This is a genomic window from Lentzea sp. JNUCC 0626 (assembly GCF_043632865.1).
In the GTDB taxonomy this organism is placed as follows: domain Bacteria; phylum Actinomycetota; class Actinomycetes; order Mycobacteriales; family Pseudonocardiaceae; genus Lentzea.
This window is the reverse complement of sequence record NZ_CP171635.1, coordinates 6562957-6586662: the sequence shown is the minus strand read 5'-3', so window position 1 is coordinate 6586662 and position 23706 is coordinate 6562957. Positions and strand designations below refer to the sequence as shown.

Here is a 23706-nt window from a genome sequence, read left to right as displayed (position 1 = left end):
GGAATCTCGGTGAAAGCCTCAGCGCGGCTGGTGGTGGAGTTGGACTCGCACGGCAACAGCGTCGTGCGGGTCCTTCGGTCCATGACACCGTTGACATTGGTGCCGGCCCGGCGAGTGGGCCCGGTTGCGTTGGTGCACCTGGTTTCCTCGGTCACCGCACCGCTGGGTGGCGATTCGTTGTCCCTGACCGTCGAAGTCGGTCCTGGAGCATCGCTTGAGCTTCGAGGCGTTGCGGCGACGTTGGTGCTGCCCGGTTCGTCCGGTGAGCCTTCTTCGTCTCTTGTGCGGTTCTTGGTGGAGGGCAGCGTTTCCTACCTGCCCGAACCGACGGTGGTCACTCGCCGGGCGAACCACACCGCAGTGGTGGAGGCTTCTTTGGACAGTCACGCTGAGTTGCGAATGCGCGAGGTTCTGGTGCTCGGGCGTGCCGGGGAGGCGGCTGGTTCGCTGTCGTCGTCGGTGCGCGCAACCCGTTGCGGCAAGCCGTTGTTGCACCAACAGCTGGTCGTGGGCGACCCGTCGGTCGACGGATCTGTCAGCGGATTGGCAGGGCGCCGTGTGGTGGGAAGTTCGCTGGTGCTGGATTCGGTTGCGCGGCCGGCTGACGGCGGTGAGTGGTGGAGCGTCGTTCCGTTGGCAGCGGGCGGAACCCTTGCTACCGCACTGGGTGACGACGTGGTCACTGTCACACGTGTGCTCGACGCCATCTGACTCGATCACGGACTCGATCCAGAACTGTTCTTTGCACGGACAGTCACCGTTCAGGTGGTGGTCATCACCGCGCAGGCGGTTTCGGTATCGGTTCGCCGTGCGTATGGTCGCGGGTCCAGGGACCACGAGTTCTGCCGCCGCTTGGAGGTTCGCCGATGACGGAGACCACGAACATCGCACTACCGGCGATGCGCGTGTCATACGAGCAGGGCTCGCTCAGCGAGACCGAGCTTGCCGCCACCTGGCACGAGCAGCTCCAGCTGTGGCTGGACCAGGCTTCCGGGGCCGGACTGCCGGAGCCCAACGCGATGGTGCTCGCCACCACGGACGTGAAGGGCCGTCCGTCGTCGCGGACCGTGCTGGCCAAGGGTCTCGATGCGCGTGGGTTGGTGTTCTTCACCAACTACACGTCGAACAAGTCGCACGATCTGATGGCGACTCGGTACGCCTCGGCCACGTTCCCCTGGTTTGCGATGCAGCGTCAGGCGCACGTTCGCGGGACGGTCGAGAAGGTCGGGCCCGTGGAGACCGCCGAGTACTGGAACTCCCGGCCCCGGGGGTCGCAGATCGGGGCTTGGGCCTCGCCGCAGTCCCGGGTGGTGACCGGTCGGTCCACTTTGGATTCTGCGTTGCACAAGATCGAGCGGCAGTTCGCCGAGACCGAGAAGATTCCTGTGCCGCCGCATTGGGGTGGGTGGCGGATTCGGCCTGAGGAGGTCGAGTTCTGGCAGGGGCGGCGGGATCGGATGCACGACCGGATGCGGTTCCGGCTTGGGCGGGATGGGTGGGCTTTGGAGCGAGTAGCTCCGTAGCTGGACTTCGGCTTTGGGCTTTTGTGTGGGGCGTCTTCCTGTGGGCGGGGAGGCGCCCCGTTTTGTGTGCGGGTTCCCGTTCCAGCTGGATTGGTCGCGTCCCTGGGGTTCCGTCGCCTTGCGAGGGTGGGCGCGCGGGTCGTGACGAAGAAGTGGGTTGCGATTGGGGCTTGACTTCGGGGCCCTTGCGAGGCGCTGGTCGGACCGGAAAGGCCGGGCTGAAAAGCGCCCGGCCGAGCCACGAGTGGTAGCACCTCGCACCCAAAGTCAAGCCCCAATCGCCATGAGCGGCGGAACCGGCTGGCCAACCTGGCAGCAGCCCCGTTCGGGCTCGCCTTCGGCTTCGCCACGCCAGGACTCGTAGGTGGCTGGCTTTGTGTTGGTGGCCGCAGGTTGGCACCGCGCGCCTGGCTTGCGTAGGCGGTCGGCCTGCGTTGACGACTGCGGTTGGCACCACCTCTGCCACCCCTGCCTCCACCTCTCGCTGCCGCCCTTGCCCCGCTGCCGCCCCCACCCTGGCGCGGTCCGTGCGGAACCTGACCTGGGGGTTGGGCGTCCTTCGGGTGGCGAGAATGTCCGGATCCCCGCTTCGGCATACTGGGATTTCAGCAACAGCTAGCTACGAGGTGCGATTTCACGTGTGCGGAGTGCTCGGACTCATCTGTTCTACGGAAGCCGGTGCGGCCTCCGCGCGTGACTCCGTCGCTGCGGCGCTGCGCTGCCAGCGGCACCGTGGGCCCGATGAGCAGGACACCTGGGCTGACGCTGAGGTCATCTACGGGTTCAACCGGCTCGGGTTCATCGATCTTGAGCACTCGCACCAGCCGTTGGTGTGGGGGCCGCCGGAGAACCCCACTCGGTACACGTTGAACTTCAACGGCGAGATCTACAACTACAAGGAGCTCCGGGCCGAGCTCATGCGGAAGTTCGGGGCCCAGTTCAAGACCAAGGGTGATGGCGAGTCCATCGTCGCCGGGTACCACTACCTCGGTGCTGACTGGGTCAAGATGTTGCGCGGCATGTTCGCCTTCATGATCTGGGACGCGCAGGAGCGGGTTGTCTTCGGCGCGCGGGATCCGTTTGGGATCAAGCCTTTGTACTGGGCTGCCGGGCCCGGTGGGGTTGGGTTCTCGTCGGAGAAGAAGAGTTTGCTGCAGCTGACCGGGGTGCTCGGGATCAGCCAGGAGTTGGACCAGACGGCGTTGCAGCACTACCTGGTGTTGCAGTACGTGCCTGAGCCCGAGTCGTTGCACAAGGCGATTCGGCGGGTGGAGTCCGGGACGTCGTTCAAGGTGTCGCCGGGTGGGCAGGTCCTGTTCAACCGGTACTTCAAGCCCGTGTTCAACCCTCGGCCGGTCAACGGGGCGCACGAGGCCGAGGCGCTGCACGAGCGCATTGCCGACGTGATGCGGGATTCGGTCGCCAAGCACATGATCTCGGATCCTGAAGTGACGGTCGGGGCGTTCCTGTCGGGCGGTATCGACTCGACGGCCACGGCGACGCTGGCCAAGCAGCACAACCCCAACCTGATCGCCTTCACCAGCGGGTTCGATCGGGACGGGTACTCCGAGGTCGACGTCGCCGCGGAGACGGCGGCGGCCATCGGGGTGCGGCACGTGGTCCGGACGGTGTCGGCGGACGAGATGATGAACGAGTTGCCGCTCATCCTGTGGTACCTCGACGACCCGGTGGCGGACCCGGCGTTGGTGCCGTTGTACTTCATCGCGAAGGAAGCTCGTAAGTACGTCAAGGCTGTGCTGTCCGGCGAGGGTGCTGACGAGCTGTTCGGTGGGTATGTGATCTACCACGAGCCGTTGTCGTTGGCGCCGTTCGAGAAGGTGCCCGGCGGCGTGCGCAAGTTGATGGGCGCGGTGTCCAAGTCCATTCCGGAGGGTGTGCGCGGCAAGGACCTGTTGCGGCGCGGCGCGCTCAGGCTCGAGGACCGGTACTACGGGAACGCTCGCAACTTCAGCGACGACCAGGTGCGCGCGGTGTTCCCCGGGTACGTGGAAGGGATTGGGTTCAAGGACGTCACGGCGCCCTGGTACCGCGAGTCCGAGGACTGGGACCCGGTGGCGCGCATGCAGCACATCGATCTCTACACGTGGCTGCGTGGTGACATCCTGGTCAAGGCCGACAAGGTGACGATGGCCAACTCGATCGAGTTGCGCGTGCCGTTCCTCGACCCCGAGGTGTTCCGGGTCGCGTCCGAGGTGCCGCTCGACCAGAAGCTCACCGAGGGCACGACCAAGTACGCGCTGCGCAAGGCGTTGGCGAAGATCATTCCGGCGCACGTGCTGAACCGGCCCAAGCTCGGGTTCCCGGTGCCGATCCGGCACTGGCTGCGCGCCGAGATGTACGACTGGACGCGCGGGATCATCAACGACTCGCAGACCGGGCACCTGCTCGACAAGAACGCGGTGCTGGACCTGCTGGCCGAGCACAAGTCGGAGCAGTTCGACCGCAGCAGGCAGTTGTGGTCGGTGCTCTGCTTCATGATCTGGCACGGGATCTTCGTCGAGGGCCGGATCACGCCCAAGGTGCCCGAGCCGGTGTACCCGGTGCGCCTCTGACGAGTGGTTTTGGCGACACCTCACTTAATGGGCTTGTTAGTTGCCATAGGCTAACGAAGTGGCCACCGCGGAGAGAAGCGCGCGTTCGACGTTCGTGATCGACACTCGACCGTTGAAGATCGTCGCGTATCGCCGGCTGTGGCTCTCCACGATCGTGACGGCGGTGGGCTCCCAGCTCACCGCCGTTGCCGTGCCCAAGCAGGTCTACGACCTCACCGGCTCGTCCGCGTGGGTCGGCATCGCCGCCGGTGTGGCGCTCGTGCCGTTGCTGGTCTTCGGGCTGTGGGGCGGTGCCATCGCGGACACCGTCGACCGGCGCAAGCTGCTGCTCGTCACCAACGTCGGCATCGCCGTCTCGTCGGTGCTGCTGTGGGCGCAGGCGGCGCTGAACGTCGGGTCGGTGTGGCTCGTGATCGCGTTGCTCGGGTTCCAGCAGGTGTTCTTCGCGGCCAACGCACCGGCTCGTTCGGCGTCCATCGCCCGGCTGGTGCCTGCTGAGCTGCTGCCGTCCGCCGGTGCGCTCGGATCGACGGTCATGCAGTTCGGTGCGGTGCTCGGGCCGTTGCTCGCGGGCGCGTTCATGCCGATCGTCGGGCTCTCGACGCTCTACCTGGTGGACGCGATCGCTCTCACCGTCACGGTCTACGCGGTGTGGAAGCTGCCCGCGATGCCCCCGCTGGACGGTGTGATCCGGCGGGCCGGGCTGCGGGACGTGCTCGACGGGTTCGTATACCTGTGGGCGCAGAAAGTGCTGATGGCGTCGATGTTGCTGGACATCATCGCGATGGTGTTCGGCATGCCGCGGGCGCTCTTCCCGGAGATGGCCCAGCACACGTTCGGCGACCCGCCCGGCGGTGGGTTCGCGCTCGGCGTGATCTTCGCGGCGATTCCGGTCGGCGCGGTGATCTGCGGGCTGACGTCCGGGTGGATCTCGAACGTCAACCGCCACGGCGTCGCGCTCACCCTGGCCGTCGTCGGCTGGGGCGTCGCGATCGCGGGCTTCGGGCTCGCCGGGTCGCTGTGGGTCGCGGCCGCGTTCCTGGCGCTCGCCGGTGCCGCCGACATGGTGTCGATGGCGTTCCGCGGCGCGATCCTGCAGTCCGCCGCGACCGACGAGATGCGCGGCCGGATGCAGGGCGTGTTCATCGTCGTCGTCGCAGGTGGGCCGCGGGTCGCCGACCTGCTGCACGGCACGGGTGGCGCGGCGTTCGGCACGGCCGCGGCGGTGTCGGTCGGCGGGTTGCTGGTGGTCGTGGCCAGTGTCGTGATGGTGGCGGCGATGCCGGCGATCTGGCGCTACAAGGTCAACCGTTACCCGAACAGTGCGTGAATGTGAGTTCGCTGTTCAGGTAGCCGACGCCTTGCGGCGTCGGCGTTGGCCCGTACCTGGTGGTGCGGGTCTTCCCGTGGCGGTACCCGTTGCCCGCGTGGTGCGGGTCTTAGGTGGGTTTCCAGCGGGCTCGTTTCGTGTCGCCCCGCAACTCGGGGAGGACATCTCGCCGTGTACGAGCGCGGCGAGATTACGCGCGGCGTTGAGATCCCGGTCGCAGATCAGACCACACGCATCGCAGGTGTAGGTGCGTTCGGACAGGCGCAGCTTGGCTTTCACCACGCCACAACCCGAACACGTCTTGGACGAGGGATACCACCGGTCAGCGACATGCACCCGCACGCCCGCCCATTCGGCCTTGTACTCGACTTGACGGCGCAGCTCGGCCATGCCGACACCGGCGATATGCCGGGCCAGCCGGCGGTTGCGCAGCATGCCCGCCACGTTCAGGTCCTCGACCACGACCGTGCCGTGGGCGCGGACGAGCCACGTGGACAGCTTGTGCAGCCCGTCGCGGCGGGCATTGGCGACTGCGGCGTGCAACCGCGTGACGCGCGCCTGGGTTTTGCGCCACCGGGCGGAGGGTTCCCGGCGGGCGCGCCGGTCCGGGCCGGTGCGGCGCGCGACCTGCCGTTGCAGCCGACGCAACTCCCGCAAGGCGGTCTCCAGGCGACGCGAGTTCGCGACGACCTCGCCGGTCGACAGCACCGCCAGCGACGTCACCCCCAAGTCGACCCCCACCACGCTCCCGGGCTGCGCGGGTGGTGGATCGGCTCGGCTGATCTCCACCGAGAACGCCACGAACCAGCGCCCAGTCCGGAAGGAGACGGTGGCGGAGCGGACGCGGGCGGTGCCGCGTTGGACATGCCGAGCGAGTTTGCGAGTCGACTCGTGCGTTCGCACCATGCCGATGCGGGGCAACGTCACGTGCCGCCGGTCGTCGGCCAGGCCGAACGCGCCGGTGGTGAACCGGCACGAGGCCCTAGACCGGCGGCCCTTGAACCTAGGGAACCCGAGCCGGGAACCTTGTCGCGTGCCTTTCGCGGAGGCGGCCCAGTTCCCGAGCGCGGTCCCGAGGTTGGCCAGGCCGGAGGAGTAGGCCTCCTTCGAGTTCTCGGCCCACCACGACGCGACCGTGTCCTTGGCCTGGTTCCAGTCCTTGCGCAGACGGTAGGCCGACCACGACACCGACGGGGTGAGCTGATCGCCGGGGATGTCGTAGGTCTTCTCGGCGGCACGCTGATCCAAATTCGCTTTGATCCGCGCCAGGCCCCAGTTGAACGCGTATCGCTGCGCACCACAATGCGACCGCAGCGCGGCATGTTGCCCCGCAGTCGGATCGAGCGCGAACCGATACGCCTGGATAACCGTGACCATCTCCCCGCCACCGTAGCGGGCGATACCGACAACCCATCCCGGCCCTGCTCGGCCACACGGACACTCACCCACCTACACGGTTGCTCACGCTCCACAGGGAAGTCACGGACCCCGCGGGCTGATCTCGGCCGGGTTCGGCTCGGTGATCGTGACGGGGGAGCCCCAGTCTGAGAAGCGGGTCAGGTCGACGATCCGCTGGCCCTGGAACTCCGTGTAGAAGCCGATGCGGGTGGGCAGGCCGCCGCCGTCCAGTTCGACCTCGGCGGTCGTGCCGGGGACCTTCTGGTCGAGCGCGAGTTTGATCTCGGCGCGCAACGCTTCGTCCTTGAGGGTGTCGTAGGCCTTCTGGTAGTCGACCGCGATCGAGTACCGGGTGCTGCCACCGGCCTGCGTGGTCAGCTTGATCTCGCCGCCCGCCTCGATCACCGGCAGGTGGTAGGTCGTGAAGACGGCCTGCTGGTAGACGATGTCGTGGAAGCCCAGCACGGTCGTCGTGAACTCGTCGTCGACCTCGCGGTCGAGCTTCACCCACGGCCTGTCGGCCGGCAGCCCGAAGACGTCGGCGGGCAGCCGCACGAACGCGGTGTCCTTCGTGGTCGAGACCAGCCTGAGCTCCACGGCGTCGCCGTCGGTCTGCACGGGACGTTTGGTGGTCGCGTCCATCGCCGGGACCTCGCCGCCCACCCGCACGCTCCCCGACGCCGGCGACCGGCCCGAGGTGCCGGCCAGCGGCGGGTCGATCGTGAACCGGTAGGAGCCCTTGTCCTGCACGGACTTCCGCACCGCCGCCACGAGACCGGGGACGTCGCGGTGCTGGGGGCCGTCGGTGTCGCTCGCGGGTTCGGACGAGGAGCAGGCGGTCAGCGCCAGCGCGGCGATGATCGCGGTGGCCGCGAGTTTCATCGGGCGATTGTTACACCAATTGGGTGAGGTCAGCGTCCGTTCCCGCAGGTGGCCGATCAAGAGGAGCAGAATCTTCGGGCATGGCTGAAGCGACTCCACAAACGGAGCAACCAGAGCTACATCGGGCAATCGGCCCGAAGCTGCTGCTGTTCTTCGTCGTCGGCGACATCCTCGGCACCGGTATCTACGCCCTCACCGGCAACGTGGCAGGCAAGATCGGCGGCGCTCTCTGGCTGCCCTTCCTGCTCGCGTTCGTGGTGGCGTTCCTGACCGCGTTCAGCTACCTGGAACTCGTCGGGAAGTACCCCAAAGCAGCAGGCGCGGCGCTGTACACGAACAGAGCGTTCAAGATCCACTTCTTGACGTTCATGGTCGCGTTCGCCGTCATGTGTTCGGGCATCACCTCGGCGTCGTCGGCGGCGCTGGCGTTCGGCCGCACGTACCTGCGGCAGCTGCTGGTGGAGTTCTTCGACGTGGCGCTCAGCCCCGAGTCGCTCGTCATCACCGGCATCGCGATCGTCTTCATCGCGGGCCTCGCGCTGGTCAACTTCCGCGGCGTCTCGGAGTCCGTCAAGGCCAACGTGGTCCTGACCTGCATCGAGCTGTCCGGCCTGCTCATCATCATCGCGATCGGCGCCTGGGCCGTGATCAACGGTGACGGCGAGCCCGGCAGGCTGACCGAGATCCACGTGCCGTCCGGCAGCAACGTGCTGCTCGCGGTCACCTCGGCGACGGCGCTCGCGTTCTTCGCGATGGTCGGGTTCGAGGACTCGGTCAACATGGCGGAGGAGTGCCGCAACCCGGTCAAGATCTTCCCGCGCGCGATGCTGTGGGGCATGGCCATCGCGGCCACGATCTACGTGCTGGTCGCGATCACGTCGTCGCTGCTGATCCCGTCCGACGAACTCGCGAAGGCGAGCAGCGGCGCGTTGCTGAAGGTCGTCACCGTCGGCGCGCCCGGCTTCCCGCTGTGGATCTTCGCGTTGATCGGCCTGCTCGCGGTCATCAACTCGGCGCTGATCAACATGCTGATGGCGTCCCGCCTGCTCTACGGCATGGCGAACGAGAAGATCATCCCGAAGTTCTTCGGCGCCGTGCACCCGTTCCGCCGCACGCCGTGGATCTCGATCGTCTTCACGACCGGCGTCGCGGTGATCCTGGTGTCCACAGCGGACATCGGCAAGCTCGGTGGCACGACGTCGTTGCTGCTGCTGATCGTCTTCGCCATCGTCAACGTCGCGTGCCTCGTGCTGCGGCGCGAACCGTCCGAGCACAAGCACTTCCGGGCGCCCACCTGGGCACCGGTGCTCGGCGCGATCACGTGCGCGTACCTCGCGATCCCGTGGACGTCGGGCCGTCCGTTCGACGACTACAAGATCGCGGGCTACCTGCTGCTCGCCGGTCTGGTGCTCTGGGGCATCAACCGCGTGCTGCACGGCAAGGTCGAGACGCACCCGGAGAACCTCGGCAAGTGAGGCCGCTCTAGTCGAGCAGGTGCTTCAGGAACCGGTCGGGATCGCCCAGGAAGTTGCGGGTGAGCCTGACCGGTTCCGCTGTGTCGTAGGAGATCTCGTCGATCGTGTCGGTGATCTCCAGGATCGTCGCGCCGGGCGCCGCGAGCAGGATCGGCGAGTGCGTGGCGATGATGAACTGCGAGCCCTCTGAAACGAGATCGTGCATGCGCTTCAGCACCGTCAGACAGCCTTTGACCGACAGCGCCGCCTCCGGCTCGTCGAGGACGTAGAGGCCGCGGCCGCCGAACCGGTGGTTCATCAGGTCGATGAAGCTCTCGCCGTGCGACCGCTCGTGCAACGACTTCCCGCCGTACGACGCGTGGATCCCCTCGCCGATGCGGTCGATCTCGGTGGCGACGTTGTAGAACGACTCGGCCCGGAGGAAGAACCCGGTGCGCGGTTTCCTGGTGCCCCAGCTCAGGATCAGCTGATCACCGAGCGACGACTCCGTGGCCTTGGTGGCGAACCGGAACGCCTGCGTGCCGCCCTCGGCGTTGAACCCGGCGGCCACCGCGATCGCCTCGACCAGCGTCGACTTGCCGGCCCCGTTGTCCCCGGTGAGGAACGTGACGGGGCTGCGGAAGTGCAGCGGGTGCTTGATCAGGTGCCGCACCACCGGCAACGTGAACGGGTACCGGTGCGTGTCGCTCGCCTGGTCGAGGCGGACCTGGTGGATGAACGTCACGCGAGCCGCGCCAACTCGACCGGGTCGTGGGCGCAGAAGACCTCCACCTCACCGGACTTCTTGAGCTCCTTAAGGCGTTCCACATTGGACAGCCGCTGCTCGCGGATCGTCTCGGTCTGCCGCGCGGTGAGCTTCAACGCGAAGATGTTGCTGGGCGGCGTCTCGATCTCGCCGCGGTAGAAGTAGGCGTCCCCGGCGTGCAACATCCACCCGTCACCCGACCGCACCGCAATGCCCGTGTGCCCGCGCGTGTGACCGATCAACGGCACCATGAGGATGTCGTCCGGCAGCCCGTCGACGTCCTTGACGGCCTCGAACCCGTTCCAGCCCTCACCCTCGGCCTTGTGCGTCCGGAAGTTCACCCCGTCCCGCTGGGCCTTCGGGTACCGGGCCTTCTCCTTGGTCCCCTTGGCCTGGGTGGCGGCGTCCAACTCCGCGTCCAGCACGTGCACGACCGCCTTGGGAAAGTCCCGCAACCCACCGGCGTGATCAAGATCGAGGTGCGTCAGCAGCACGTGCCGAACGTCGTCCGCCGTGTACCCGCGCTTCTCGACCTGGCTGATCGCCGTCTCGGTGATGTCGAGCACCGGCCGCAACAACGTGCGGCTCATCGGGTCGATCGTCCCCTTGGGGTTCGTCACCTCGTTCATCCCGAAGCCCGTGTCGACCAGCACCAACCCCTGGTCGGACTCGATCAGCAGGCAGTGCGCCACCAGCCCACCGGCCACCAGCGGAGGCCGGAACGTGGCGCAGTTGAGGTGATGAACCTTCATGGGCAAATCCTTTCGCCAGCCCCGTAGGCTTCAGCCTCATGTTGGGGATCTCGTACGAGGGTGCCACCGCAGTGATCACGACTGTAGGGGCGGGCCTGCGCTCCTTCGAGGTCGACAACGTCCCATATGTGGAGACATTCGGCGCCGACGAAAAACCCCCGATGAGCGCAGGCGCCGTCCTCGTCCCCTGGCCGAACCGAACCGCAGGCGCCACCTGGACGCTGGACGGCGTCCGGCAGGAGCTGGAGATCACCGAACCGGCCCGGGGCAACGCCATCCACGGCCTGGTCCGCCGCCGCCCGTGGTCGGTCCTCGAACACACCGGCTCCCTCGTGTCTCTGAGGGCCATGATCGAGCCCCAGCCGGGCTGGCCGGCGGCCCTGGACGTCACCGTCTCCTACGCCCTCGACGACAACGGCCTGACCGTCACCCACGGCGTGACGAACGTGGGCGACGTCCGCACCCCCTTCGGCGTGGGCACCCACCCGTACCCGCGAGCAGGCAACGCCACCACCGACTCGTGCACCCTCACCCTGGCCGCCACCACGGTCCTCCCGCTGGACACCGACCGCATGGTCCCGTCCGGCCCGGCCACCCCGGTGGAGGGCACGCAGTTCGACTTCCGCGAGGGCCGCCCGCTGGAGGGCGTGAAGCTGGACACGCCGTTCGGCGGCTGCGAGCCCTCGGCCGACGGCCTGATCCACCACACGCTCATGGCCGAGGACGGCGGCGTGGAGGTGTGGGCGGACCCGGCGTTCCGCTGGGTGCAGGTCTACACGCCGGACTCCTACCCGAACCGGGGCCGCGCGGTGGCCGTGGAGCCGATGACGTGCCCGCCGGACGCGCTCAACTCGGGCGTGGACCTGATCTGGATCTCGCCGGGGGAGTCGTGGGGCGCACGGTGGGGCATCCGCCCGCTGAGCTGAGCGCAAGGCAGCCAAGAGTCAGGCAACCAATGGCTTGAGGAGAACGAAGCCGCAGGCCAGGCTGAGCGAGCGCGCGGATCGCGACGGCGCAGCCGAGCCCACCCAAGACCCAACGGCAATGCCGCAGGCGAGCCGTCAGTCTTGGCTGCATCGGCTAGCCGGTGTGGTGACGTGCCTGCCCAACTCAGCCACGCTGCAAGGAGATTGAGGCTTGACTTTGGGTGCGAGGTGCTACGACTTGTGGCTCGGCCGGGCGCTTTTCAGCCCGGCCTTTCCGGTCCGTGAAGCGCCTCGCAAGGGTCCCGAAGTCAAGCCCCAATCTCTATCGTCGCGAAGCGGCGATGACTCGACCCGTCCCGTCCCGGTCTGCACCAAACCGCAACCACCACCAAAGGTGACGTACCGGGTGGCCGACCGCCCCCAAAACCGTTAGCGTCGCTAACCATGAACCTAGCGATCACCGGCGGCTACGTGGTCCCAGTCGACGGAGCCCCCATCGAAGGCGGCACCGTCCTCATCCAGGACGGCAAGATCGCCGCAGTCGGCAAGGACGTCGACATCCCGCACGGCACCAAAACGGTCGACGCCGACGGATCCTGGGTCCTCCCGGGCTTCGTGGAGGCCCACGCCCACATGGGCGTGCATGAGGAAGCCGAAGGCTGGGCCGGCCAGGACACCAACGAGATGACCGACCCGGTAGGCGCCAGAATGCGCGCCCTGGACGCCATCAACCCGGCTGACCTGGGCTTCGCGGACGCCCTCAGCGGCGGCGTCACCACCGCGGTGATCAAGCCGGGCTCGGGCAACCCCATCGGCGGCCAGACGGTGGCGCTCAAGTGCTGGGGCCGCACCGTGGACGAGATGCTCGTGCGGGAACCGGTCAGCGTGAAGAGCGCGCTGGGCGAGAACCCCAAGCGCGTCTACGGCGAGAAGGGCAAGCTTCCCGCCACCCGCCAGGGCGTGGCAGCGGTCATCCGCGACGAGCTCACCAAGGCTCAGGACTACCTCGCCAAGAAGGCCGAGGCGGAGAAGGACGGCAAGGCGTTCGACCGCAACCCGACGCTGGAGGTCCTCGGCAAGGTCCTCACCGGCGAACTGCCGTGGTGCCAGCACGCCCACCGCGCCGATGACATCGCCACGGCCATCCGCCTCTCGGAGGAGTTCGGCTACAAGCTGATCATCAACCATGGCACCGAAGGCCACCTGATCGCGGACGTCATCGCGGAGAAGCAGATCCCGGTGATCATCGGCCCGCTGTTCACCAGTCGGTCCAAAGTGGAGCTTCGCCACCGCGGTCTGCGCAACCCCGGCATCCTCGCCAGGGCGGGCGTGGAGCTCGCGATCATGACCGACCACCCGGTCGTCCCGATCCACTTCCTGGTCCACCAGGCCACCCTGGCGGTCAAGGAAGGCCTCGACCCCGACACCGCACTGAAGTCCATCACCACCAACCCCGCCAGGATCATGGGACTCGACGATCGGGTCGGCTCGCTGAAGCCGGGCCTGGACGGCGACGTGGTGATCTGGTCGGGCGACCCGCTCGACGTGATGAGCCGCGCGCTGCACGTTTTCGTGCAGGGCCGCGAGGTCTACACGTGGAACGAGGAAAAGGGTGAAGGGGCCGTCGCCGACCCCTTCTACCGCGAGGCGAACGCGGGCTAACGCAGGCCGCGGCCGATCACGAGGCGCTGGATCTGGTTGGTGCCCTCGAAGATCTGCAACACCTTGGCCTCGCGCATGTACCGCTCGACCGGGAAGTCACGCGTGTACCCGGCGCCGCCGAGCACCTGCACGGCGTCGGTCGTCACCTTCATCGCCGCGTCCGTGGCGATGAGCTTGGCGATCGACGCCTGCTGTCGGAACGGCAACCCGCGGTCCCGGCGACGAGCCGCGGACACATAGGTCGCCCGAGCGGATTCCACGGCCGCGGCCATGTCGGCGAGCAGGAACTCGAGGCCCTGGAACTCGATGATCGGACGGCCGAACTGCGTGCGCGTCTTGGCGTACGCCACGGCCTCGTCGAGAGCGGCCTGAGCCAGACCCACGGCACAGGCGGCAATCCCCAACCGCCCGGAGTCCAAAGCGGACAGTGCGATCTTCAGCCCGTCGCCCTCGTTGCCGATCAACCGGTCCGCCCCGAACCGCACGTCGTCGAAAGCCAGCTGCGCGGTGATCGAGCCGGTGAGGCCCATCTTGCGTTCGGGCGTGGCGGCCACGAGACCGGAAGTCTCGCCCGGCGCGAGGAAGCACGAGATGCCGCGACCGGCGTCAGGGGACGTGCGGGCCATCAGCGTGTAGAAGTCGGCGGCGCCGGCGTGCGTGATCCACGCCTTGGTGCCGTTCACGACGTATTCGGAGCCCTTGCGGACGGCGCGGGTCGCCATGGCGGCCGGGTCGGAGCCCGCCTGCACCTCGGACAGGGCGTAGCCGCCGAGCAGGTCGCCTTCGAGCATCTCCGGGAGCCAGCGTTCCTGCTGTTCACGGGTGCCGAAGGTGGCCAGGCCGTAGCAGGACATGACGTGCACGGAGAGGCCCACGGCGACCGTCATCCACGCGGACGCGACCTCTTCCAACGCCTGGAGGTACACCTCGTAGGGCTGCTCGCCGCCGCCGAACTCCTCGGCGTACGGCAGGCCCAGCAGGCCCGACCTGCCCAACAGGCGGAACGCGTCGCGGGGGAACTTCTCGTTCTCCTCGGCGTCCGCCGCGTGGGGCTTCAGTTCGTCCCGCGCGATCTCCCTGACCAGCGCGATCAGGTCCTCGGCCTCTTGGGTGGGGAGCAGCCGCTCGGCGGGCATCGTCGACCTCCGGTGGTGTACTGGTAGCTGTACTCTAGTGCGTTGTGCAGTACAGCAGCCAGTGAATGTGGCAAGGTCCTCATATGACGCGGGCTCTCACGCAGCGGCAGGCTGAGCTGCTCACCCGGTTGGAGGCGTTGTTCCTCACCGAGGGCTTCGGGCATCTCACGCTGGACGACATCGCGGGCAGGCTGCACTGCTCGAAATCCACGCTGTACGCGCTCGCCGGCAGCAAGGAACAGCTCGCGGTCCGGGTCGTCGGCCGGTACTTCAAGGGCGCCGCCGAACGCATCGAGAAGCGCATCGCGGGCCTCAACGACGTGCGCAAACGCATCGGCAGCTACCTCGCGGGGGCCGCGGAGGAGCTGAACAAGGCGTCGGCGGCGTTCATCGCGGACGTGTCCGACTTCCCTCCGACGAGGGCCACCTACGAACGCAACGCGCGCGCTGCGGCCGAGCGCATCAAGGCGTTCATTCAGGACGGTGTCGAACGGCACGTGTTCCGCGAGGTGCACGCCACGCTGTTCGCCGAGATGGCCGGGCTGCTCATCGAGGGCATCCAGACCGGGGTCCTCACGAAGCGGGCAGGCGTTTCGGACGCCGAGGCGTTCACTGCTCTGGGCGAACTGTTGTTGGATGGGCTCCAGAGGAACGGGGTCTCCCAGAAGGAGTAGAGCGCGTGATCGTGGTTGCTGGTGAGGCTCTGGTCGACATGGTGCCCGTGGGGGAAGACGAGCTCGCCCCCTTGGCCCCGAAGCTGGGTGGCGGTCCCTACAACGTCGCCGTGGCGCTGGGACGGCTGGACGTGCCGACGGCGTTCCTGTCGCGGGTGTCGACCGACCACTTCGGAGAGCAGCTGGTCAAGCGGCTGCACGGCTCGAACGTGACGACGGAACTGGTCCAACGTGGACCGGAGAACACCACGCTCGCCGTCGTAGGCCTCGCGGACGACGGCAGCGCGCGCTACGCGTTCTACGTCGACGGCACGGCGGACAGGCTCGTCGAGGACCCCGGACCGTTGCCCGAACAGGCGAAGGCCGTGTCGTTCGGCACGCTCAGCCTCGTCCTCGAACCCGGCGCCTCGGTCTACGAGACGGTGCTGCGGCGCGAGAGCAAGCGCTTGCTCACGGCGCTCGACCCCAACATCCGGGCGGGCCTCATCGACGATCCGGGCGCCTACCGCGCGCGGTTCCGGTCGTGGCTGCCCGACGTCGGCCTGCTCAAGCTCTCGGTCGAGGACGCCCAGTGGCTCGCCGAAGAAGACGACGTGATCGAGATCGCAAGGACGTGGATTTCACAGGGACCGGCCGCCGTCGTCCTGACGAAAGGTGGCGACGGTCTGTCAGTGATCACGGCCACCGGACAGGTCGACGTGCCACCCGTGAAGGTGGACGTGGTCGACACGATCGGGGCGGGCGACACGGTGCAAGGTGCCCTGCTCGCGTGGTTGCACGACCACGACTCCTTGTCAGCCGAGAAGATCCGCGGCCTCAGTGACGAGGAATGGACCACCGCATTGACGTACGCCGGTGCGGCCGCCGCGATCACATGTTCCCGCGCGGGTGCCGAACCGCCCTTTGCGAGCGAACTCACCGCCGCGTTGGGTGGATAAAACGGAGGATCGGACTACCGTGGGGTAGCCGCGCTAGAAACTGGCATTACGGATGTGATGCCGGTCCCATCTCACAGAATCGGTTCACACCGCTGCTGCGAGGCGGGCCTTCCGCCGACTAGCGTGGGTGGACTTGAAGACTCAGATCCCAACGGGGTGGTCCGAGACGACGGCAGGCCCAGCGTGGCCTGCCGCCACCCCGTCCGAGCGTTGAGAGGGACTTGAATGCCCGACGCGACGACTGCGCCGACCGACCCACAGACCGTCGCGCTGCGCCACGGGGACGCAGAGCTCGAGATGAAGGTGGTGCGGGCGTCCGAAGGCGCGTCCGGCATCGATCTCGGCAAGCTGCTGTCGACCACCGGTCTGGTAACCCTGGACACCGGTTTCGTCAACACGGCCTCCTGCTCCTCCGAGATCACCTACATCGACGGTGACGCCGGAATTCTGCGTTACCGCGGGTACCCGATCGAGCAGTTGGCCGCGCGCTCCAACTTCGCCGAGGTCAGCTACCTCCTGATCTACGGCGAGCTGCCGACCGCCGCGCAGCTCGAGGACTTCAACAAGAAGATCAGCAGGCACACGCTGCTGCACGAGGACCTCAAGCGCTTCTTCGACGGCTTCCCGCGCGACGCGCACCCGATGCCGGTGCTGTCGTCCGCGGTCTCCGCGCTGTCGACCTTCTACCAGGACTCGCTGTCGCCGTTCGACGCGAACCAGGTGGAGATCTCCACGATCCGCCTTCTCGCCAAGCTGCCGACCATCGCGGCCTACGCGTACAAGAAGTCGGTCGGCCAGCCGTTCCTCTACCCGGACAACTCGCTTGGCCTGGTGGAGAACTTCCTGCGCATGACGTTCGGCTTCCCGGCCGAGGCCTACGACCTCGACCCGGACCTGGTCCGCGCGCTCGACCTGCTCTTCATCCTGCACGCCGACCACGAGCAGAACTGCTCCACGTCGACCGTGCGCCTGGTCGGCTCTTCCGAGGCGAACCTCTTCGCCTCGATCTCCGCGGGCATCAACGCCCTGTTCGGCCCGCTGCACGGCGGCGCGAACAGCGCGGTGCTGGAGATGCTGGAGAAGATCAAGAACGACGGCGGCGACGTGCAGTCGTTCGTCAACAAGGTGAAGAACAAGGAGGACGGCGTCCGCCTGATGGGCTTCGGCCACCGGGTCTACAAGAACTACGACCCGCGCGCCGCGATCATCAAGAAGACCGCCGACGAGATCCTCGGCAAGCTCGGCGCCGACGACCAGCTGCTCGACATCGCGAAGCAGCTGGAAGAGGCCGCCCTGAGCGACGACTACTTCATCTCCCGCAAGCTCTACCCGAACGTGGACTTCTACACGGGTCTGATCTACCGGGCGATGGGCTTCCCGACGAAGTTCTTCACCGTCCTGTTCGCGCTCGGCCGTCTCCCCGGCTGGATCGCGCACTGGCGCGAGATGATCAACGACCCGGCCACCAAGATCGGCCGCCCGCGGCAGATCTACACCGGCCCGACCGAGCGCGACTTCATCGCGATGGAAAACCGCTGATCACGGGCTAGTTCTTCTGGCAAGCTGAGGGCGCGTCACCCCACCGGGTGGCGCGCCTTTCGCGTGAACGGGGGATGGTGTGCCGGAGAAGCTGAAGCGGCTGCCGCCGAGGTCGCCCATCATGCAGAGCCGTCCCGCTCGCTTTAGCGTCGAAGGGTGAGTTCTTCCCCGTCACTCGTCTGGTTCCGCCGGGATTTGCGGACATCCGATCATCCCGCCATTCTCGCCGCAGCTGAAAGATCTCCTCGATCACTCGCGTTGTTCGTTCTCGACGACCGGTTGCTGAAACCGTCAGGACAGCCGCGAATCGATTTCCTGCACAGCTGTTTGCACGCCCTGAACGACGAACTCGGCGGCAGGCTGATGGTCGTCCACGGCGATCCGGTGAAGACGGTGCCGCGCATCGCCAAGGAGATCGGCGCGGAAAGCGTCCACATCTCCGCGGATTACGCGCCGTACGGTCGCAAACGCGATGAGGCCGTCGAGGAAGCGTTGGGGGACGTCGAACTCGTCCGCTCCGGCTCGCCCTACGCCGTCGCGCCCGGCCGGGTCCGCAAGCAGGACGGCACGCCGTTCAAGGTTTTCACGCCGTTCCGCAACGCCTGGCTGGAGCACGGCTGGCGCAAGCCCGCGGACACCGACGCGTCCACTCTGGACTGGATCAAACCGGACCACAGCACGAAAATCCCCCAGGCAAAGGAAAAGCTCCCGGACGCGCAAGCCCTCTGGGAGGAGTTCCGCGACGAACGCCTGCAGGACTACGACACCACCCGCGACCGCCCGGACATGGACGCGACCAGTCGCATGTCCGCGTTCCTGCGGTGGGGCGTCCTGCACCCCCGCACGCTGCTCCAGGACTGTGACGGAACGTATCGCAGTGAGCTCGCCTGGCGGGAGTTCTACGCCGACGTGCTGTGGCACAAGCCCGAGACCGCGCGCGAGAACTACGACCGCAAGTTCGACCGCATGGAACTCGACGACGACAAGGAGCTCTTCGAGGCCTGGAAGGAAGGCCGCACGGGGTTCCCGATCGTCGACGCCGGCATGAGGCAGCTCAAGCAAGAGGGCTTCATGCACAACCGGGTGCGTATGATCGTGGCCAGCTTCCTGGTCAAGGACCTGCACCTGCCGTGGTGGTGGGGCGCGCGGCACTTCATGCACCACCTGATCGACGGCGACATCGCCTCGAACCAGCACAACTGGCAGTGGGTCGCGGGCTGCGGCACGGACGCGGCGCCGTTCTTCCGCGTCTTCAACCCGACCACGCAGGCCAAGAAGTTCGACCCGGACGGTGTGTACGTCAAGAGGTACGCACCGGACTCCCACACGATCACGCCGATCGTGGACCACGCGGTCGAACGCCAGATCGCGCTCGACCGCTACCAGGCGATCAAGTCCTGAGCGCCTCGCGGAGCTTGACGCGAGCGCCGGTCCGCAGCACGGCGTTCGCGTAGACCTTGCCGCCCAGCCACGTGATCGCCGCGATGGCCAGCAACGCCAGCGCCACGGCGAGCAGCACCTGCCACGTCGGCGCGACGCCCAAAGCCATCCGGCCCGGCATCAGGATCGGGGCGAACGGCGGCAGCAGCGACAGGACGGTGACCGTGGAGCCGGACGGGTTGCCGATCATCAGGTTGATGCCGGCCACGAACGCCACGATGATCGTCATGCTGATCGGCGTCAGCACCGACTGGAGCTCCTCCTGCCGCGACACCAGGGACGCGGCGGCCGCGAACACCGTGGCGTACAGGAAGAAGCCGAGCAGGTACCAGAGCACGCCGGTCAGCAGGACCGCGCCGCCGAACGCGCTCACGTCGATCACGTCGAACGCCGACGACAGCCCGAGGCCGACCGTCGAGATCACCAGCAGCTGCAACAGGCCGACCGCGCCGAGGCCGATCACCTTGCCCAGCAACAACTGCCACGGCCGCAGCGTCGCGAGCAGGAGCTCCACGACCCGGCTGGACTTCTCCTCGACCACGCCCTGCGCGACCATCGTCCCGTAGACCAGCAACGAGTAGTACAGCAGCGCGGCCACGATCAACCCGATCGCGAGGCGCTGACCTCGTTGCGGGTCCACGGGTTCCAGCGCGGTGACGTCCACGGTCACCTTCGCGAGGTTCTGCGCGATCTCCTGCGGCGTCGTGGTGCCCGTCTCCGCGAGCTGCGCGATCAGCACCTGCTGGCGCACCACGTCGTTCAGTGCCGTCGTCAGCACCTGGTCGCCGGAGTCCTTGACGATCATCCGGAGCACCGGTGGCGCACCGGTCACCAGCGCGTCCAGCGAGCCGTCGCGGACCTGCGCCTCGGGGTCGCCGCCGGCCGTGACGTCACGCGTCTCCAGGTCGATGCCGAACGCCTTCGCCTTGTCCTTCAACGGATCGGCGAGCTGCGTCGCCTGCCCGGAAAGACCGACGACACTGCGCTGCTGGTCATCGAACAGGACGGACTGGAGCACCACGTACCCCGCGAGCACGGCGATGATCACCGCGGTGCCGATGAGGAACGATCTGGTGCGCACCTTGGTCACGAACTCGCGCTTCGCCACCAGTGAGACCGCACGGGCCGACGTCATTCAGTCCTGCCCTCGGTGGTCACGACGTTGCGGAACAGCTCGGTCAGCGACGGGCGCTGCCGGGAGAACTCGTGCACGGGACCGGCGGCGAGCGCCGCGTGCAGCACGACCTGGTCGTCCACGCCGTCGACGAGGTCGAGGACGCACCGCGTCCCGTTCCTCTCGATCACCCGCACACCCTCCAGCGTGGCAGCCCAGTCGGTCGTTGGCGACTCCACCACGAGGCGAGGTGTGCCACCCGACCGGAGTTCATCCACCGTTCCGCTCGCGACCATCGAACCGGCACTCACGATGCCGACCCGGTCGCACAGCCGTTCCACCAGGTCGAGCTGGTGGCTGGAGAACACCACCGGCACGCCCGCGGACGCCTTCTCGCGCAGCACCTGGCTCATCACGTCCACCGCGACCGGGTCGAGGCCGGAGAACGGCTCGTCGAGCACCAGCACGTCCGGCTCGTGCACCAGCGCGGCGGCCAGCTGGACGCGCTGCTGGTTGCCGAGGCTGAGCCGCTGCACCTCGTCGGAGCGGCGGTCACGCAGGCCGAGGCGCGCGATCCAGTTCTCCGCGTTCGTGTGGGCCTCGTTGGTGCCCATGCCGTGCAGCTCGGCCAGGTAGACCAGCTGGTCGAGCACCCTCATCCGGGGGTACAGCCCGCGCTCCTCCGGCATGTAGCCGATGCGGCGCCGGGTGTCGAGGTCGACGGCTCTGCCGTTCCACCGCACCTCGCCGGAGTCGGCCGCGAGCACGCCCAGCGCGATGCGCATGGCCGTGGTCTTCCCGGCGCCGTTGCTGCCGACGAATCCGAAGAGCTCGCCGGCGCGCACGTCGAAAGACATGTCCCGCAGGGCGACGACCTCCCCGTAGCGCTTGGAGATCCGGTCGATCTCCAGCACTCCCTCAGGCACGGTGAACCCCTTCGTTAGTCCGGATGGCGGTAATCGGACTGAAAGTATCGGTGAGCAGGGAACGAGTGAAACGATACGGGCGTCTACGGCGAATCGAACGAACGACCAATTCACTCAACGGGGGTGACCATGCAGCCCATTGACCCGGATCAGTGGCTCAAGCAGTACGGGGCCAAGATCGAGCAGGCCAAGCAGCACGCCGAACAGGCCCGCGACCAGCTCGGTGGTGTGGGAGGCAGCGCCAGCTCGCCAGACGGCCTGATCACGGTGACAGTTAACGCGACAGGCGTGCTGACCGATCTCCAGATCAAGCCGGAAGCACGCGGCATGGACCCCAGCGAGATCGCCTCCGCAGTGCTCACGGCCTCGACGAAGGCCCAGCGGGACGCCTCCGGGCGAGTGGTGCAGATCATGACGGACTTCGTCGGGGACAGCCCGGCCCTCGAGTTCGTGAAGGCGCAGATGCCGAACGGATACAAGGGCGACGGAACCGACGAGGACGAACCGAAGTCGGAGTTGGAGCGCAAGGACGTGCGGCCCGACGACGAGTACTTCACCAACCCGCCCGACGTCATGGCCTGAGTGCAGGAGGGGGTTAGGCATGCAGCAGCACTTCAACATCGACCTGGACGAGCTGAGAACCCACGCCGCGAACGTGGACCGGCTCATGGAACGGATGCGCAAGGCCACCGAGACGTGTGATCCGGGTGCCCTCACCACTGAGGCGTTCGGCATCTTCCTCGGGTTCCTGGCGTCGAAGGTCCTCCAGGAGGCGGGCCTGTCGCAGGACATGCTCGGCAAGGCCGCGAACTCGCTGATGGACATGGGCAGCGGGCTCAAGAAGACCGTTGAGCAGTACGAGCAGGTCGACCTCGACAACATGTTCGGCTTCAAGGGAGGCCGGGGATGAACGCCCCTGCGACGCAGTCCAGCGGTGACACCGCGCAGCTGTTCAACAACGTCTCGAACGCTTACAAGTCCATCGAGAGCGGCGACTGGGTCAGCGGCGGCCTGGGCATCGCGAACGCCGCCATGAGCATGGTCGGCAACGGCTCGAACCCCCTCAGCGGCTTCCTCTCCGCGGGCTTCAGCTGGGCCATCCAGCACGTCGACTTCCTGCGCGAACCGTTCGACATCCTGCTCGGCAGCCCCGAGTCCATCGCCAAGATGTCCGAGTCGTTCAAGAACGCGGGCAAGCAGGTCAAGGACATCGCGACCGAGTACGAGAAGATCTGCGTCTCGCAGACCCGCGAGTGGCAGGGCAAGGCGGCCGACGGCTACCGCGCCGCCGCCAAGCGGCACGCGACCGGCCTCGAGACCCTCGCGAAGTCCGTCGACGGCATCTCGGGCGCGGTCAAGGGCGCCGGTGAGCTCGTCGGCACCGTCCGCAAGATGATCATGGACCTGATCAGCCAGGCCGTGTCCGACATGGTCATGAAGATCATCCAGTGGCTCGCGGCGTCGTTCCTGACGTTCGGCGCGGCCATCGCGGGCGCGATCGCGGACATCGTCACGACCGCGGTCAACTACGCGAAGAAGCTCTCCGACTTCCTGCAGAAGCTCGTCGGCTCCGTGCAGAAGCTGCTGAAGCTGATCCAGTCCGTCTCGCAGATCGCCAAGGCCGCCGAGTCGATCATCGACGCGATCTCGTCGATGGCGAACCAGGGCAAGGGCGGTGGCGGCGGTGGTTCGGTCCGCAACACCTCGGGTGGCTTCGACGGCATCCGCGGCGGCGACCAGGACCGTGCCTCGACCGGTGCGGGCGGCACCTTCACGAGCGGAGCGGGCGGCGGCTACAACGGCGGCCCGCTGACCGCCGGTGACGGTGTCGCCAACGTCCGTCCTGGCTACCAAGGCGGCAACACCGACGGCTACCAGGGCCCGTACCCGGGCACCGGCGCGGGTGCCGGAACGGGCGGGCGCCCGCCGGCCTACACGCCTCCTCCGGGTGGCCAGGGCGGCTACACCGGCGGCAACGCGGGTGGTTCGGGCTCGGGCGGCGTGTCCGGCCCCGGCTACGTCCCGCCGGGCGGCGGTGCCGGCTCGGGTGCGGGCACGTCCGGCCCCGGCCGTTGGGTGCCCGGTCACTGGGAGCCCGACACGACGACGACCGCCGGTGGCAACACCGGCACCAAGGTGCCGTCGATCGGTGCCCCGACCACGCCGAACTCCGACTGGTACCGGCCGACGACCACCGACCACGCCGCGACGGCGTCGGCGGGTGGCGGCGGCGGTGGCGGTGGTGCCGGCAAGGGCATGGGCGGCGGCGGAGGTGGCGGCATGCCCGCCGGCTTCGGTGGCGGCCCGGCCGGTGGCGGCGGTGCCGGTGGTACCTCGGCCACGCAGTTCGGTGGCGCGGCCGGTGTCATGGCGTCCGGTAGCGGTGCGGCCGGTGCCGCTCCTGCTGCCGCGGCTGGTGCCGCGGGCAAGGGTGGCCCCGGTGGCGGCATGGGCGGCGGCATGATGGGTGGTGCCCCGATGGCCGGTGCGGGTGGCCAGCAGGGCGGCAGCAACGAGCACAAGCGGAAGGTGCGGATCGAGGGCGAGTCCCTGGTCGAGCCGCCCAAGGCCGCGAAGCCGGTCATCGGCGAGTGATCCTGTTGTTCTCGCACTGCCTGTTCGTGCACTGACAGTTCTTGCGCTGATTTTCGGCGGGGCGTCCCTTCGGTGGGG

21 protein-coding genes are annotated in these 23706 nt (G+C 67.6%); 14 read left to right on the top strand and 7 right to left on the bottom strand.

What is annotated here, in order from left to right; translation table 11 throughout:
• Positions 1-9: 9 nt before the first annotated feature.
• From JNUCC0626_RS29925 to JNUCC0626_RS29910, 4 genes are all read left to right on the top strand, one after another.
• Positions 10-711: an urease accessory protein UreD gene (locus JNUCC0626_RS29925; protein WP_394614081.1), complete on the top strand. Its 702-nt coding sequence runs from the start codon at positions 10-12 to the stop codon at positions 709-711.
• A 155-nt stretch (positions 712-866) separates the two neighbouring features.
• A complete protein-coding gene (gene pdxH, locus JNUCC0626_RS29920; protein WP_394614080.1) occupies positions 867-1523 on the top strand; it encodes a pyridoxamine 5'-phosphate oxidase in 657 nt (218 codons plus the stop codon).
• Positions 1524-2161: 638 nt separating this feature from the next.
• Positions 2162-4096 carry an asparagine synthase (glutamine-hydrolyzing) gene (gene asnB, locus JNUCC0626_RS29915; protein WP_394614079.1) on the top strand — a complete coding sequence of 645 codons (1935 nt, stop codon included), beginning with the start codon at positions 2162-2164 and terminating at the stop codon, positions 4094-4096.
• A 58-nt stretch (positions 4097-4154) separates the two neighbouring features.
• The gene (locus JNUCC0626_RS29910; protein WP_394614078.1) at positions 4155-5426 is read left to right on the top strand and encodes an MFS transporter; all 1272 of its coding nucleotides are present in this window, start codon (positions 4155-4157) and stop codon (positions 5424-5426) included.
• 15 nt (positions 5427-5441) lie between these two features.
• Here JNUCC0626_RS29910 and tnpB read toward each other — a convergent pair whose 3' ends face one another.
• Positions 5442-6803 carry an IS607 family element RNA-guided endonuclease TnpB gene (gene tnpB, locus JNUCC0626_RS29905; protein ID WP_394614077.1) on the bottom strand — a complete coding sequence of 454 codons (1362 nt, stop codon included), beginning with the start codon at positions 6801-6803 and terminating at the stop codon, positions 5442-5444.
• 102 nt (positions 6804-6905) lie between these two features.
• Positions 6906-7706, bottom strand: a complete 801-nt coding sequence (locus JNUCC0626_RS29900; protein ID WP_394614076.1) for a hypothetical protein — start codon at positions 7704-7706, stop codon at positions 6906-6908.
• 80 nt (positions 7707-7786) lie between these two features.
• Between JNUCC0626_RS29900 and JNUCC0626_RS29895 the strand changes: the two genes are divergently transcribed.
• Positions 7787-9181 carry an APC family permease gene (locus JNUCC0626_RS29895; protein WP_394614074.1) on the top strand — a complete coding sequence of 465 codons (1395 nt, stop codon included), beginning with the start codon at positions 7787-7789 and terminating at the stop codon, positions 9179-9181.
• A 7-nt stretch (positions 9182-9188) separates the two neighbouring features.
• On the opposite strand, the gene JNUCC0626_RS29890 is transcribed toward JNUCC0626_RS29895, so the two are convergent.
• Complete coding sequence (locus JNUCC0626_RS29890) at positions 9189-9905, bottom strand: AAA family ATPase (RefSeq protein WP_394614073.1); 717 nt, start codon at positions 9903-9905, stop codon at positions 9189-9191.
• A complete protein-coding gene (locus JNUCC0626_RS29885) occupies positions 9902-10678 on the bottom strand; it encodes an MBL fold metallo-hydrolase (RefSeq protein WP_394614072.1) in 777 nt (258 codons plus the stop codon). The genes JNUCC0626_RS29890 and JNUCC0626_RS29885 overlap by 4 nt, the downstream gene beginning before the upstream one ends.
• A 38-nt stretch (positions 10679-10716) precedes the next feature.
• Here JNUCC0626_RS29885 and JNUCC0626_RS29880 point away from each other — a divergent pair, with 38 nt between their 5' ends.
• Positions 10717-11604: an aldose 1-epimerase family protein gene (locus JNUCC0626_RS29880; RefSeq protein WP_394614071.1), complete on the top strand. Its 888-nt coding sequence runs from the start codon at positions 10717-10719 to the stop codon at positions 11602-11604.
• A 444-nt stretch (positions 11605-12048) separates the two neighbouring features.
• Positions 12049-13266 carry an amidohydrolase gene (locus JNUCC0626_RS29875; protein ID WP_394614070.1) on the top strand — a complete coding sequence of 406 codons (1218 nt, stop codon included), beginning with the start codon at positions 12049-12051 and terminating at the stop codon, positions 13264-13266.
• Here the strand turns inward: JNUCC0626_RS29875 and JNUCC0626_RS29870 are convergent.
• Positions 13263-14402: an acyl-CoA dehydrogenase family protein gene (locus JNUCC0626_RS29870; RefSeq protein WP_394614069.1), complete on the bottom strand. Its 1140-nt coding sequence runs from the start codon at positions 14400-14402 to the stop codon at positions 13263-13265. The two genes, JNUCC0626_RS29875 and JNUCC0626_RS29870, sit on opposite strands and share 4 nt — an antisense overlap.
• Before the next feature lie 83 nt (positions 14403-14485).
• On the opposite strand from JNUCC0626_RS29870, the gene JNUCC0626_RS29865 reads away from it, so the two are divergent.
• From JNUCC0626_RS29865 to JNUCC0626_RS29850, 4 genes are all read left to right on the top strand, one after another.
• Positions 14486-15076 (top strand): TetR/AcrR family transcriptional regulator, encoded by a 591-nt coding sequence (locus tag JNUCC0626_RS29865; RefSeq protein ID WP_394614068.1) that lies wholly within the window; start codon positions 14486-14488, stop codon positions 15074-15076.
• A 5-nt stretch (positions 15077-15081) separates the two neighbouring features.
• Complete coding sequence (locus JNUCC0626_RS29860) at positions 15082-16014, top strand: carbohydrate kinase family protein (RefSeq protein ID WP_394614067.1); 933 nt, start codon at positions 15082-15084, stop codon at positions 16012-16014.
• A 225-nt stretch (positions 16015-16239) separates the two neighbouring features.
• On the top strand, positions 16240-17553 hold the full coding sequence (locus JNUCC0626_RS29855; protein ID WP_394614066.1) for a citrate synthase: 1314 nt from the start codon (positions 16240-16242) through the stop codon (positions 17551-17553).
• Between the two features lie 195 nt (positions 17554-17748).
• Positions 17749-18954: a cryptochrome/photolyase family protein gene (locus JNUCC0626_RS29850; RefSeq protein ID WP_394622127.1), complete on the top strand. Its 1206-nt coding sequence runs from the start codon at positions 17749-17751 to the stop codon at positions 18952-18954.
• Here JNUCC0626_RS29850 and JNUCC0626_RS29845 read toward each other — a convergent pair.
• Positions 18944-20128, bottom strand: coding sequence for an ABC transporter permease (locus JNUCC0626_RS29845; RefSeq protein WP_394614065.1), 1185 nt, complete (start codon positions 20126-20128; stop codon positions 18944-18946). The genes JNUCC0626_RS29850 and JNUCC0626_RS29845 overlap by 11 nt on opposite strands.
• Complete coding sequence (locus JNUCC0626_RS29840) at positions 20125-21033, bottom strand: ABC transporter ATP-binding protein (RefSeq protein ID WP_394614064.1); 909 nt, start codon at positions 21031-21033, stop codon at positions 20125-20127. The genes JNUCC0626_RS29845 and JNUCC0626_RS29840 overlap by 4 nt, the downstream gene beginning before the upstream one ends.
• 129 nt (positions 21034-21162) lie before the next feature.
• Here JNUCC0626_RS29840 and JNUCC0626_RS29835 point away from each other — a divergent pair, with 129 nt between their 5' ends.
• The 3 genes from JNUCC0626_RS29835 to JNUCC0626_RS29825 are packed head-to-tail and all read left to right on the top strand — an operon-like array spanning position 21163 to position 23628.
• Positions 21163-21615 carry a YbaB/EbfC family nucleoid-associated protein gene (locus tag JNUCC0626_RS29835; RefSeq protein WP_394614063.1) on the top strand — a complete coding sequence of 151 codons (453 nt, stop codon included), beginning with the start codon at positions 21163-21165 and terminating at the stop codon, positions 21613-21615.
• Positions 21616-21634: 19 nt separating this feature from the next.
• Positions 21635-21943 carry a hypothetical protein gene (locus JNUCC0626_RS29830; protein ID WP_394614062.1) on the top strand — a complete coding sequence of 103 codons (309 nt, stop codon included), beginning with the start codon at positions 21635-21637 and terminating at the stop codon, positions 21941-21943.
• The gene (locus JNUCC0626_RS29825; protein WP_394614061.1) at positions 21940-23628 is read left to right on the top strand and encodes a WXG100 family type VII secretion target; all 1689 of its coding nucleotides are present in this window, start codon (positions 21940-21942) and stop codon (positions 23626-23628) included. The genes JNUCC0626_RS29830 and JNUCC0626_RS29825 overlap by 4 nt, the downstream gene beginning before the upstream one ends.
• Positions 23629-23706 lie beyond the last annotated feature (78 nt).

Bases quoted from the DNA above. Each gene is read 5' to 3' on its own strand.
- JNUCC0626_RS29895 (WP_394614074.1), top strand. From the start codon at position 7,787: ATGGCTGAAGCGACTCCACAAACGGAGCAACCAGAGCTACATCGGGCA.
- JNUCC0626_RS29870 (WP_394614069.1), bottom strand. From the start codon at position 14,402: ATGCCCGCCGAGCGGCTGCTCCCCACCCAAGAGGCCGAGGACCTGATC.
- JNUCC0626_RS29830 (WP_394614062.1), top strand. From the start codon at position 21,635: ATGCAGCAGCACTTCAACATCGACCTGGACGAGCTGAGAACCCACGCC.
- JNUCC0626_RS29825 (WP_394614061.1), top strand. From the start codon at position 21,940: ATGAACGCCCCTGCGACGCAGTCCAGCGGTGACACCGCGCAGCTGTTC.
- JNUCC0626_RS29885 (WP_394614072.1), bottom strand. From the start codon at position 10,678: ATGAAGGTTCATCACCTCAACTGCGCCACGTTCCGGCCTCCGCTGGTG.
- JNUCC0626_RS29880 (WP_394614071.1), top strand. From the start codon at position 10,717: ATGTTGGGGATCTCGTACGAGGGTGCCACCGCAGTGATCACGACTGTA.
- JNUCC0626_RS29845 (WP_394614065.1), bottom strand. From the start codon at position 20,128: ATGACGTCGGCCCGTGCGGTCTCACTGGTGGCGAAGCGCGAGTTCGTG.
- JNUCC0626_RS29865 (WP_394614068.1), top strand. From the start codon at position 14,486: ATGACGCGGGCTCTCACGCAGCGGCAGGCTGAGCTGCTCACCCGGTTG.
- pdxH (WP_394614080.1), top strand. From the start codon at position 867: ATGACGGAGACCACGAACATCGCACTACCGGCGATGCGCGTGTCATAC.
- tnpB (WP_394614077.1), bottom strand. From the start codon at position 6,803: ATGGTCACGGTTATCCAGGCGTATCGGTTCGCGCTCGATCCGACTGCG.
- JNUCC0626_RS29855 (WP_394614066.1), top strand. From the start codon at position 16,240: ATGCCCGACGCGACGACTGCGCCGACCGACCCACAGACCGTCGCGCTG.
- JNUCC0626_RS29900 (WP_394614076.1), bottom strand. From the start codon at position 7,706: ATGAAACTCGCGGCCACCGCGATCATCGCCGCGCTGGCGCTGACCGCC.
- JNUCC0626_RS29875 (WP_394614070.1), top strand. From the start codon at position 12,049: ATGAACCTAGCGATCACCGGCGGCTACGTGGTCCCAGTCGACGGAGCC.
- JNUCC0626_RS29835 (WP_394614063.1), top strand. From the start codon at position 21,163: ATGCAGCCCATTGACCCGGATCAGTGGCTCAAGCAGTACGGGGCCAAG.